Raw genomic sequence first — 11,788 nt, 5'->3', positions numbered from 1 at the left:
GATGCGCGAGAACACCACGCTCCCGAGGTCGAAACAGCACCTTCTCGACGAAGCCTGCCCTGCGTTCGGCCGCGCAACCCGGCGCTTCGATGCGCGGCCCGTGCGCGTGCCGACGCCGCGCGCCCGCGCCGTCACGGCAAGCGGAAAGTGTCAAAGAACGTATCGCGCTCGATCACCGTGAGCGCCGCGCGCTTGTGCGGGAAATCGAATTCCTTCAGCGTGTAGAACCCGAGCCGGTGCATGTACGCGATGTGCCGCACGTGATCGACGCGCGGCTCGCCGACGAGCCGCTGCGTGCGCGGTTCGTCGACGAACATGTAGTGCAGCACCCCGCTCCACCACGCATGCAGCTTGCCGGCGCTCTGGAAGCGCGAGTCGCCGATCAGCAGGTGCAAGCCGCGGTCGTAGTCGTGCGCGTCGTAGAACGGCGCGAGGCGGTCCTCCTTCGCCCAGTAGAACTCGAAATAGCCGAACGGCGTATCGTCGAAATAACCGATCATCGGGTGCATGTGCGGATCGGCGAGCCGCTCGGCAAGGTAGGCCGCGTGCTCGTCGCGCGTGCCGCGCTGGTCCCAGAAATGCGCGACCCGATCGAGGTTCATCCAGCCGCTGAACAGGTCCGCATGCGCGTCGACGTCGACGGTGCGCAGGCTGAAGGTCATCCCGACCTGCGGCATGTAGCGCGCATAGATCTCGCCGGCCGGCGACGGCGGGCGCACCGGATGCCGATGGCCGTTCGTGATCGCGTAGCGCAGCGGCATCCCGCCCGACGCGGGCGCCTTCAGCCACGGCCGCGGGTTCTGCCAGAACGTCGTGCGCGACACGGTGAGCCGCAGCGTGTCGCCCACGACCTGCGCGCCGTCGATCACGCCCTCGCGCACCGCGCGCGCGACGTACGACTCGACGGCTGCCGCCTCCGCGCCGGCGAGCGGCACCGAAATCGTCGCGATGTCGTACCGCGTGTCGGTGTTGAACAGCGCGACGAACGCCGCGAGCAGTTCGTCCGGCGCACCGTCGGGCCGCCAGGCGTCGAGCGTGTGCTCGACGACCGCCACGGCCTGCCCCTGCGCGGCGCCGTCGAGCGCGGCAGCCACCTCGCTTGCGACGGCGTCGGCGGCACCGGCAGGTTTCGTCAGCGTGTCTTCCATCACAGTACTCCCGCGTCGTGGCGGTCGGCGAGGACATGCAGCCCCCGCTCGAGCGCCGGGAACAGGCTGCGCTGGAAGTTGTTCCAGCGCAGTTCGAGAATCGTGTCGTCCGGCGCGATCGGCGTGTCGAGCACGTCGCAGATCACCTCGCCGGAATCGATGCCGTTGTCGACGTAGTGAAACGACGCGCCCGTCATCGTCACGGGCTCGACGGACGACGTCGTACCGCTCGCCCAGTCGACCCGTTCGCCGCGCGCGCCGTGCAGCGCATCGAGCGTCGCCCACGCGCCGCGCCGCTGGTACGGCGAATCGTCGGCCGTGATGCCGGGGTGGATGTTCGCGATGCGCCGGTGAAAGCGCGCGCCCGGCCGCACGAGCTCGTCGAGAATCACGAGCAGCCCGTCGAGCACGACGATGTCGGCGTCGAGTTCGAGCAGGCGCTCGAGCAGGCGGCGCTCGAACGCCTGTTTGCCGGCCACGCGCTCGCGCGCGTCGCGCGGCAGGCGCCGGTACGTCGACGGAATCGCGCTGAACAGCGCGTCGACCGGCGTGCCCTGCACCGTCAACCCCTCCGGCAGGATCCACGGGCGGCCCGGCGTGCGCGCGAAGCCGTAGTCGGCCACTTTCGCGCGGTCGGCCGGCGAGCCTTCGTCGTCGTCGACGATCACGCCCTTGAGCGTGTAGCGCTCGCCGAGCGGCGAATCGTTCAGGCGTTCGACGAGGAATTCGAGCGGCGCCTTCATGTAGCGCGTGCCGCCCCGATAAGCGACCGGCTGGCCGGCGCGATCGGCCGCGCCGTTGCGCAGCGACTGGATGTAGACGAGATTTTTTTTCGGCATGGATGCGTCGAGGAAAAGCGGACGAAGGCGCCGCGGCCCGCCCGCGCCGGCCGCGAAGGCCGGCCGGCGGGCCGCGGCGCGCAACGTCACCAGTTGTATTTCGCGGTCGCGATCACCGTGCGGTCGGTTCCGAACACGCAGACGTTGTACGACTGGCAACCGCTGATGTAATGGCGGTTGAACAGGTTCGTCCCGTTCACGGCGAAGCGCCAGTTACGCACGTCGTAATGCAGCCCCGCGTCGAACAACGTGACGCTCGACACCGTCAGCGAGTTGTCCGCCGCACCGGCCGACGCGCTCTGGTAGCGGATGCCGCCGCCGAGGCCGAAGCCCGCGAGCGGCCCCGTGTGCCACGTCCAGTCGGTCCACAGCGACGCCATCTGGCGCGGCCGCGGAATGTCGACCGGCCAGTTGTTCAGCGACACGTCGTTGGCCTGCACGTTCTTCACGTCCTGGTAGACGTACGACGCGATCACCGACAGATTCGACGTGACCTTGCCGGTCGCGCTCAGCTCGATCCCGCGCGAACGCACTTCGCCCGTCTGTACCGACTTCGTGCCGGTCGGGTCCTGGCTCGGCAACGCCGACGTGAGCACGTTGGTCTGGTTGATCTGGTAGATCGCCGCGTTCAGCATCAGGTTCTTGCCGGGCGGCTGCCAGCGCAGGCCGGCCTCGATCTGCTTGCCGCGCGTCGGCTGCGGCAGCCCGCCGCCGAGCAGGTTCACGCCGATCAGCGGGTTGAACGACGTCGCGTAGCTGACGTACGGCGACAGCCCGTAATCGCCCTGGTACGTGAGGCCGACGCGGCCGGTAAACGCCGTGACGTCCGCCTTCGTCGACGTGCCGCCCGCGCGGTCGTCCATCCGCATGTTGACCCAGTCCTCGCGGCCGCCGAGCGTCAGCGTCCAGCGGTTCCACTTGATCTGGTCCTGCGCGTACAGGCCGAACGTGTTCATCGTCGTGTACGTGTTCGTACGGAACGTGGTGTCCGGATTCGAGAACACCGACAGCGTGACCGGCGTGTAGACCGGGTTGTAGATGTTCAGCGGCGACGCGGCGGCGAGCCATTCGCTGTCGGTCGCGGTCTGGCGGTTGTACTGGAAGCCGAGCAGCAGCGTGTGCTGGAGCGGGCCCGTTGCAAACCGGCCTTCCAGGTTGTTGTCGATGTCGAAGCGGCTGTAGTTCATCTGGAACACGCCGGCCCAGCGCGACACGTCGGTCGTGCTGCCGTCGACGAAGCCGTTGCCGAACACCGAGCCGTTGTCGAGCGACAGGTGCATCAGGCGCGTGTTCTGGCGGAACGTCCACGCCGGCGTCAGGTTTCGTTCGAACTGGTAGCCGACCGACCACTGCTTCTTGCGGTAGTAGTTGAAGTTCGGGTCGCCTTCGTAGACGTCCTTGTTGATTTGCCCGTTCGGGTTCGGCAGCACCGTGCCCACCGCCGGGACGAAGTTCGACGAGATGTCGCCCCAGTCCTGCAGGTACGTCGCGGACAGCGTCAGCGACGTATCCGCGTCCGGGCGCCAGCGGAACGACGGCGCGAGCGCGACACGCTGGTCGTTGTTCGGACCGGTCAGCGCGTTGCCGTCGCGCGCGACGCCGACGAACCGGTACGCGTACTTGCCGTCCGGGTCGAGCTTGTCGCCGACGTCGATCATGAACTGCTTGCGCGCGTAGTTGCCGATTTGCACCCCGGCCTCGCGCACGCGCTCGCCGTCGGCGAGCTTGGTCTGCACGTCGATGATCGCGCCCGGGTCGCCCGCGCCGTACAGTACCGAGGTCGGCCCGCGCAGCACGCTGATGCTGTCGATCATGTACGGATCGACACGCCAGCTGGCGAGGTTGATCGTGTTCGGCACCTGCAGGCCGTTCACGTAGGCCGTCGGCGTAAAGCCGCGCAGCGCCGCATACCAGTCCGAACGGTTGTCCGAACCGTACGACGAGAAGCCTGGCACGTAGCGCAGCGCCGCGTTCACGTCGGTCGCGCCGGTCATCTCGATCTGCTGCGCGGTGACGACGTTGATCGTCTGCGGGATCTCGTTGATCGGCGTGTCGGTCTTGGTACCGGACCGGCTGCGCTTCGCGACGAGCCCGACCGTGCCGTCGCCGGCCGAGGCCGCGTTGACGGTGATCGCCGGCAGCGTGCCGTTCTGCGCGCTGGTCGACGAACCGGCCGCCGCGCCGTTCTGTGCACTGCTGGCCGACGCCGCGACGCCCGCGTTCACGGCCGGCGCCGTCTGGGCGTATGCGTGCCCTGCCGCCGCCGTACCGAACGCCACGCTCGCCGCGGCTGCGATCGCACGCAAACGCGTGCCTGTTGCCCACTCCATCTTTCTCTGCTCCACTTTTTTCATGCGGTCTCCGACCGCGCCTTTGTCAAAGAGCGAAAGCCATCCGGCCCGCGCTCACCCCGTTTTCCGGTCGTTTTTCGTGCATTGCCCGGGCCGCGCCTTCGTCATGGGCGGGCGCGATCCCGTCTTCGAGCGACGCGCAGATTTCGTCCGCGCGGCGCGCCAGTACCGACAGCAGCGTGTCGGACAATCCGTGGCTGTCTTCGCAGCAGCCTTGCAGGTAGATGCGCGGCGCGAAGTCCGCGGGCGTCGCGAGCAGGTAATCGCGCGTGACGTCGCCGCGCGTGAGCGCATCGCCGAGGTGCGGCGCCAGCCCTTCGAGCAAGGCCGAGTGCGTGTCGCGGCGGTAGCCGGTCGCGAGCACAAGCGCGTCGAAGCGCTCGACGCGGGTGGCGCCGCTCAACCGGTCGCGCAGCGTCAGCTCGATGCGGCCGTCGGCCGTGCGCACCGCGGCCTCGATCGCGCTGTTCGCAAGCAATGCATGGCGCGGCGTGCCGTCGATGCGCTGCAGGTACAGCATTTCGTAGATCTGCTCGATCAGCGGCCGGTCGACCACCGCGTAGTTGGTGTCGCGGTAGCGCTCGAGCAATGCGCGGCGCGCGTCGTGCGGCTGCGCATAGACGACGTCGGTGAACTCGGGACTGAAGATCTCGTTGACGAACGGGCTGTCGTCGGCCGGCTTCAGCGCGCCGGCACGCATCACGAGGCTCGCGTCGACATGCGGGAAGCGGCGCGCGAGGTCGATGAACACCTCGGCCGCGCTCTGCCCCGCGCCGATCACCGCGACGCGGCGGCGCTCGCCGTCGGGCGATGCGACGAGTCGGTCGATGTCGGTCAGGTACGACGACGAATGGATCACGCGGTCGCGGCCGAGCGCGGCGAACGCGTCCGGAATCGCGGGCGTGCCGCCGACGCCGACCGACAGCGCGCGCGTGACGCGCTGGCGCTCGTGGCCCGCCGCGTCGCGCGACAGCACGCGCAGCGCGTCGATCTTCGCGCCGTCGCCACGTACCGGCTCGATCGCCAGCACGGTCTCGCTGTAGTGCACGCGGTCGTCGAATGCGTCGGCGACCCAGCTCAGGTAGTCGTGGAATTCGACGCGGGTCGGATAGAAGTTCTTCAGGTTGACGAATTCGTTCAGCCGGCCGCGCTCGAACAGGTAGTTGATGAACGTGTAGCGGCTTTTCGGATCGCGCATCGTGACGAGATCCTTCAGAAACGAAATCTGCATCCGGCAGTCGTCGAGCAGCATCCCGCGATGCCAGCCGAATTCCGGCTGGCGCTCGACGAAGCAATGGGCGAACGTGCGCGCGCCGCTGCGCTCCGCGAGGCGCACGGCCAGCGCCAGATTCGACGGCCCGAAGCCGACGCCGATCAGGTCGAATACGGTTTCTCTCTGCATGTCTCAGCTCCCTTGTCGGTGAATCCGGCCCGTCAGACGTGACGGCCGGAGAAGAACGTCTCGCGCAGCGTGCGCATCCACAGCGGCTGCGCGTCGGCCAGCGCGAGACGGCGCTGCCGCGCGAAGCCATGCCGCGCGAGATGGTCGGCAACCCGCGCGTGGCCGGCCGGAACGGCACAGCCGACCGCTTCGGTACGCGGGTCGTCGAGAAACAGGTAATGCACGACGGACGGCAACCAGCCGGCCACGCAATGCGGGCCGCGCCAGCGCGACTCGCCGACCAGCATCCGCAGCCCGCGGTCGTAGTCGCGCGCCGCGACGTGCGGCGCGAGCGCGTCTTCCTTCAGCCAGAACGCTTCGAAATACGCGAACGGCTCGCCGTCGAAACAGCCGACGAGCGGCGTCACGTGCGGATCGGCGTCGAGGGCGGCGCCTGGCGCGCCGTCCGTGCCGCGGGGCGCGGGGTGCGCACCCGGCCAGCCGTCGCGCACGCGCGGTTCGTCGAACCAGCGCGCGAGCCGTTCGGTGTCCTCCGCCGGCTGCCAGCCGCGCAGCGTGAAGCGCACGCCGAGCGCCGGCAGGTCGCGCGCGTAGACGTCGCCGCGCGGCGCGGGCGGCCGGCGCGGGTGGCGCCGGCCGTCGGTGAGCATCGGTAGCGTCGCGCACGGCAGATGCGGGCCGACGAGCCACAGGTCGGCCTGTTGCGCCCAGCCGTCACGCACGCAGCGGCCGCCGTCGGCGAGCACGCCGCTCGCGCGCAGCGCATCGAGCGCGACCGCCGGCCATGCGGCCGGGTCGAGCCGGATCGCCGCATGGCGCGCGCTGTCCGAAAACGCCGCGGCCAGCGCCGCCAGCAGCGCGCGCCGCTGGTCGGCCGGCGCCGCGCGATGGTTGTATGCGACGAGGCGCAGCGCACCGTCGTCGCCGAGTTGCGCGCGCAGCAGCTGCGCACCGATGCCGTCGCCCTGCGCGACACGGATCTCCGTGCCGTCGCGCAGCGCGAACAGGCCGTCCGCGAATGCGAGGCGGTACGTATCGAGCATCGTGAATCCGTCCGGACGCACTTCAGCCAGCATGGCGCGCCTCCTGTGCTGTTTCCGCACGCGCATCCAGCCGTGCACCGAGGGCTGCGAGCGTCGGTGACGCGAACACGTCGGCGACCGTCAGCGCGTGACCGGCACGGCCGGCCGCGTCGACGAAGCGCACGACGTCGAACGACGTCGCGCCGGCTTCGAACAGGTCCGCATCGGGCTCGGGTGCGGCGGTCGCGAACGTGTCGGACCACAAGGCCGCCAGCACCGCCGCCGCGTGCGACGACGGCGCGTGGCCCCGTGCTGCCGCGTGTGCATGCGCGCCGAACGCGGCGTCGCGTGCGTCCGGCACGCCGAGCGCCGCTTCCGACGCACCGGCGAAGCGGGCAACTTCATCGTGATAGACATCGACGAGCGCATCGACGAAACCGCGGTCGAGCAGTTCGTCCGCATACGAGAACGCAGCGCTGACGCGCCCGTCCGGATGCTCGACGACGTCCAGCTCCAGCGTGAACACGACGCGATGGCGCACGTCGTCGAATTCGGCGAGCGACAGACCGGCCCAGTCGCGCGCGGCCGCGCCGGTCGGACGCAGGTAGTTGAACATCACCTGGAACAGCGGATTGGCCTGCGCGGCACGCGGTGCGCGCAGCGCGGCGACGACGTCGGCAAACGGCACGTCGGCATGCGCATACGCGGCGAGCGCCGTATCGCGCACCTGCGCGAGCACGTCCGCGCGGCGGTCTGCCGGGTCGATCCGCGTGCGCACGACGACCGAGTTGATGAAGAGACCGAGCGCGTCGCGGGCCGCATCGCCGGTGAGCGCGCGCGTCGACGCCAGCACGCCGACCGGCTGGTCGGCCGCGCCCGTCACGCGGAACAGCGCGGTATTGAGCGCCGCGTGCAGCAGCATCGGCAACGTGGCGTGCGCGGCCGATGCGGCGTCGCGTGCGGCGCGGATCAGGTGCGCATCGAATTCGAATGCGAGACGGGCCGCTCGCCATTGCGGATGGGCCGGCGCGTCCGCACGCTGCGGCAGCACGCGCGACGGCAGATCGGCCAGCGCATCCTGCCAATACGCGACGCGGGCCGGATGGCACGGCGCGGGCAGCACGAGCGGCGCGGCCGGCTGGATCGCGTCCAGCGCCGGCAGCGCGTCGCCGTGCACCCGAGCGACATAACGCGTGCGCACCGCATCGAGCCACAGCTCGATCGATTCGCCATCCGACACGATGTGATGGATCGTCACCGACAGCACGTGGTCGTCCGTGTCGAGCCGCAGCACGCGGGCACGCCACAGCGGCGCATCGGCCGCAAGGTCGAACGGCGCGAGGGCATCCTCGTCGGTCAGTGCGGCGGCTCGGGCAAGCGCATCGGCCTGGGCCGACAGGTCGATCACGGGCAGTTCGACGCCAACATCCGCGTCGATCCGCTGGCCCGGCAGCGCGCCGTTGCGCGCCACGAGCCGCGCGCGCAATGCCGGATGAACGGCCGCGGCATCCGCGAACGCCGCGCGCAGCGCATCGACGTCGAGCGGGCCGCGCACGCGCAGCGCAACCGGAATGTTGTACGCGGCGCTGTCCGGCTGCGCGCGCCACAGGAACCACAGGCCGAGCTGCGCGGGCGACAGCGGCCACACGCCATGCGCGTCGGGCTTCGCCACCGCGACGCCCGGCGCGGCGGCGCCGGCATGCGCGGCGCGCGGCGCATCGACTACCTGCCGCGCGTACTGTGCGAGCACGGGCGCCTCGAACAGTGCGCGTACCGGCACGTCGCGGCCGAGCCGTTCCGCCACGCGTGTCGCGACCCGCACGGCCGCGAGCGAATGGCCGCCGAGATCGAAGAAGTGATCGCCGCGGCCGACGCGCTCGAGATTCAGCACGTCGCACCAGATCGCCGCGAGCGCGGTTTCGTCGCCGTCGCGCGGCGCCTCGTACGCGCGTTCGACGCGCACCGGCGCCGGCAGCCGCGCACGGTCGACCTTGCTGTTCGCGTTGCGCGGCAGCGCGTCGAGCACGATCAGTTGCGCGGGCACCATGTAATCGGGCAGCGTGCGGCGCAGGTGCGCATCGAGCGTCGCGGCTTCGACCGGCTGCGCGGCGGCCCGCGCATCGGCGGTCAGCTCGACATACGCGACGAGCTGCGCGAGCGCACCCTGCCCGTGCACGACCGCGCACGCCTCGCGCACCGCATCGTGCGCGGCCAGCTGCGCCTCGATTTCGCCGAGTTCGATGCGCAGCCCGCGCAGCTTCACCTGGTGGTCGACGCGGCCGATGAAGTCGAATACGCCGTCCGCGCGGCGGCGTACGAGGTCGCCGGTGCGGTACAGCCGCGCGCCCGCCGCGCCGTACGGGTCGGGCACGAAGCGCTCCGCCGTCAGTGCCGGACGGTCGAGATAGCCGCGCGCGACGCCGATCCCCTCGCCACCCAGATACAGTTCGCCGATCACGCCGACCGGCAGCGGATGCAGCCGCGCGTCGAGCACATGCGCGGTGCGCGCGCCGACCAGCGTGCCGATCGGCAGGTACGCGGCGTCGCCGAGCTTCGCCAGATCGTCGCCGGGCCGGAACATCCACAGCGTCGGCGTGATGACCGTCTCGGTCGGGCCGTAGCCGTTGACCACGCGCACGTTCGGCAGCGCACGGCGCAGCATCGCGAACGCTTCGCGCGACGTCGCCTCGCCGCCGACGGTCAGCGAACGCAGCGTCGGCGGCGCACCGTGCTGGAGCGCCCATTCGGCGAGTTGCGCGGCGCAGCCCGGCGGCACATAGGTCATCGTCACGCCGTCGCGCACCATCATCGCGCAGGTCTGCGCGGGCGGCCACAGAACGTCGGCCGTCACCGACACGGCGGCGCCCGACATGTATTGCGAAAACCAGCCTTCATGCGCGCCGTCGAAGTTGACCGACTGGAACAGCAGGAACACGTCGTGCTCGCTCGCGCCGTAGCGCTCGGCGATCGCCGCGCAATGCAGCGCGAACGATGCATGGTCGACGATCACGCCCTTCGGCTTGCCGGTCGAGCCCGACGTGTAGATCGCATAGGCCGCGTGGCCCGGCAGCACGTCCGGCAGCACGACGTGCCCGGCCTCGTCGAGCGCATCGATCGCATCGGCGCGCCAGACGCGCAACGCCGGCAGTTCGGGCAGCGACGCGGCGCTCGCGCCGTCGGTCAGCACGTGCGCGATGTTCGCGTCGCCGACGATCTGCGCGAGCCGTTCGCGCGGATGCGCGGGATCGAGCGGCACGAACGCGGCGCCCGACTTCAGCACCGCGATCAGCGCGACGAGCAGGTCGACCGAGCGCTGCAGCGCGACGCCGACGCGCATCTCGGGCCGGACGCCGGCCGCGACCAGATGGCGGGCGAGGCGCGCCGCGCGTGCATCGACTTCGCCGCGCGTCAGCGCGCGGTCGATATCGGCGACACCGCGCGCGTGCGGCCGCGCTTGCGCATGCGCGGCGATACGCGCATGCACGGGCACGAACGGTTCGGCATCGGTCGCGCCGGCCGGCGCGTTCCATGCAAAGAGCTGGGCACGCTCGTCGGCGGGCAGCCAGTCGAGATCGCCGACCGGCCTGTCGGGGCGTGCGAGCGCATCGGTCAGCAACGTGACGAATCGCGCGGCCAGCCGCGCGATCGCGTCCGCGTCGAACAGGTCGAGCGCGTAGATGAAAGCGGCGTCGAACGTGCCGTCGGGCGTCGCCTCGACGGACAGCGTCAGGTCGAATTTCGCGGACGGCGTGCCGGACGGCAGCAACGCGGCCGACGCCGCGCCGAGCGCCGGCAGCGCGCGCCGCTCGCCATACGCGGCCATGACCTGGAACAGCGGATGATGGCTCGCGCTGCGCGGCACGCCGAGCGCGTCGACCACCTGCTCGAACGGCACGTCCTGGTGCATCTGCGCGTCGACGAGCGCGCGCTGCGTGCGTGCGACCAGCGACGAGAAATCGCCGTGCGCAGGCACGTCGACGTCGATCGCCAGCGTGTTGACGAAGAAGCCGATCAGGCCGGCGACTTCCGCGCGTTCGCGGTTCGCGGCCGGCACGCCGACGCAGATCCGCGCGTCGCCGGTCGCGCGCGCGAGCAGCGCATCGAGCGCGGCCAGCAGCACGGCGAACGGCGTCGCGCCCGATGCGGCCGCAAACGCGCGCAGTTGCGCGCCGACGCGCGCGTCGAGCGAAAACACATGACGCGCGCCGCGTGCGCTGCGGCGCGCCGGCCGCGCGGCCGCGCCCGGCAGCGTCAGCACGCCGCGCTGCGGGTCGAGGCGCTCGCGCCAGAACGCGAGCTGACGGTCGCGCTCGCCGGCATCGAGCCAGCGGCGCTGCCACAGCGCGTAGTCGGCGTACTGGATCGGCAGCGGCGCGAGCGGCACCGGCCGGTCGGACGCATACGCACGATAGAACGCCGCGAGTTCGTCGAGCATCACGCCGGACGACCAGCCGTCCGACACGATGTGATGGACGGTCAGCGCGAGCCAGTGATGCGTCGCGTCGAAGCGCACCAGGTGCGCGCGCACGAGCGGCGCCGTGCCGAGATCGAACGGCTCGGCTTCGTCGGCCGTCGCGACGGCCTCCGCGCGCGCCGCGCGCTGCGCGGCCGGCAACGCTTCCAGGTCGGTCTCGCGCCACGGGCAGCGCAGCGGCGCGTGGATCGTTTGCGCGACACCGTCCTGCGCTTCGTCGAAGGTCGTGCGCAGCGCTTCATGACGTGCGATCAGCGCATCGCACGCGAGACGCAGCGCATGCACGTCGAGCGGGCCCGTCAGCGCGAGGCGCTCGGTGATGTGATACGCGTCGGGCGCGTCGATCAGCCGCGCGTGCAACCACAGCCGCGTCTGTGCAAACGAAGCCGGCACGCGCTCGCTGCGCGGCGCGCGCGGCGGAATCGGCAGCACGCGGAAGTCGATGCCGGCCGCGCCGAGCTTGTCGATGAAGACCGCGCGCTGCGCGTCGGGCAGTTGCGCGAAACGCGTCGCGAGCGCGAGCCAGTCGGGTTGAGCCTTCGTCATCCGTCG

At 70.9% G+C, this 11,788-nt stretch carries 6 protein-coding genes; all 6 read right to left on the bottom strand.

Annotation, left to right across the window (positions count from 1 at the left end):
- Positions 1 to 131: 131 nt before the first annotated feature.
- Positions 132 to 1,148 carry a GNAT family N-acetyltransferase gene (locus WJ12_RS08170; protein WP_059557727.1) on the bottom strand — a complete coding sequence of 339 codons (1,017 nt, stop codon included), beginning with the start codon at positions 1,146 to 1,148 and terminating at the stop codon, positions 132 to 134.
- Entirely contained in the window at positions 1,148 to 1,987 is an 840-nt protein-coding gene (locus WJ12_RS08165; RefSeq protein WP_059557857.1) for a formyl transferase, read from the bottom strand. Before WJ12_RS08165 ends, WJ12_RS08170 begins: the two co-directional genes overlap by 1 nt.
- An 86-nt stretch (positions 1,988 to 2,073) precedes the next feature.
- The gene (locus WJ12_RS08160; RefSeq protein ID WP_455578892.1) at positions 2,074 to 4,317 is read right to left on the bottom strand and encodes a TonB-dependent siderophore receptor; all 2,244 of its coding nucleotides are present in this window, start codon (positions 4,315 to 4,317) and stop codon (positions 2,074 to 2,076) included.
- A gap of 46 nt (positions 4,318 to 4,363) precedes the next feature.
- Positions 4,364 to 5,740 carry a lysine N(6)-hydroxylase/L-ornithine N(5)-oxygenase family protein gene (locus WJ12_RS08155; RefSeq protein ID WP_059557730.1) on the bottom strand — a complete coding sequence of 459 codons (1,377 nt, stop codon included), beginning with the start codon at positions 5,738 to 5,740 and terminating at the stop codon, positions 4,364 to 4,366.
- Positions 5,741 to 5,772: 32 nt separating this feature from the next.
- The gene (locus tag WJ12_RS08150; RefSeq protein ID WP_059557732.1) at positions 5,773 to 6,816 is read right to left on the bottom strand and encodes a GNAT family N-acetyltransferase; all 1,044 of its coding nucleotides are present in this window, start codon (positions 6,814 to 6,816) and stop codon (positions 5,773 to 5,775) included.
- Positions 6,806 to 11,782: a non-ribosomal peptide synthetase gene (locus WJ12_RS08145; protein ID WP_059557735.1), complete on the bottom strand. Its 4,977-nt coding sequence runs from the start codon at positions 11,780 to 11,782 to the stop codon at positions 6,806 to 6,808. The genes WJ12_RS08150 and WJ12_RS08145 overlap by 11 nt, the downstream gene beginning before the upstream one ends.
- Positions 11,783 to 11,788: the final 6 nt, after the last annotated feature.

Origin of the sequence: Burkholderia seminalis, from assembly GCF_001718535.1 — a bacterium.
Lineage (GTDB): Bacteria > Pseudomonadota > Gammaproteobacteria > Burkholderiales > Burkholderiaceae > Burkholderia > Burkholderia seminalis.
This window is presented reverse-complemented; position numbering and strand designations above follow the sequence as displayed.

Bases quoted from the DNA above. Each gene is read 5' to 3' on its own strand.
- WJ12_RS08165 (WP_059557857.1), bottom strand. From the start codon at position 1,987: ATGCCGAAAAAAAATCTCGTCTACATCCAGTCGCTGCGCAACGGCGCG.
- WJ12_RS08170 (WP_059557727.1), bottom strand. From the start codon at position 1,148: ATGGAAGACACGCTGACGAAACCTGCCGGTGCCGCCGACGCCGTCGCA.
- WJ12_RS08150 (WP_059557732.1), bottom strand. From the start codon at position 6,816: ATGCTGGCTGAAGTGCGTCCGGACGGATTCACGATGCTCGATACGTAC.
- WJ12_RS08160 (WP_455578892.1), bottom strand. From the start codon at position 4,317: ATGGAGTGGGCAACAGGCACGCGTTTGCGTGCGATCGCAGCCGCGGCG.
- WJ12_RS08155 (WP_059557730.1), bottom strand. From the start codon at position 5,740: ATGCAGAGAGAAACCGTATTCGACCTGATCGGCGTCGGCTTCGGGCCG.
- WJ12_RS08145 (WP_059557735.1), bottom strand. From the start codon at position 11,782: ATGACGAAGGCTCAACCCGACTGGCTCGCGCTCGCGACGCGTTTCGCG.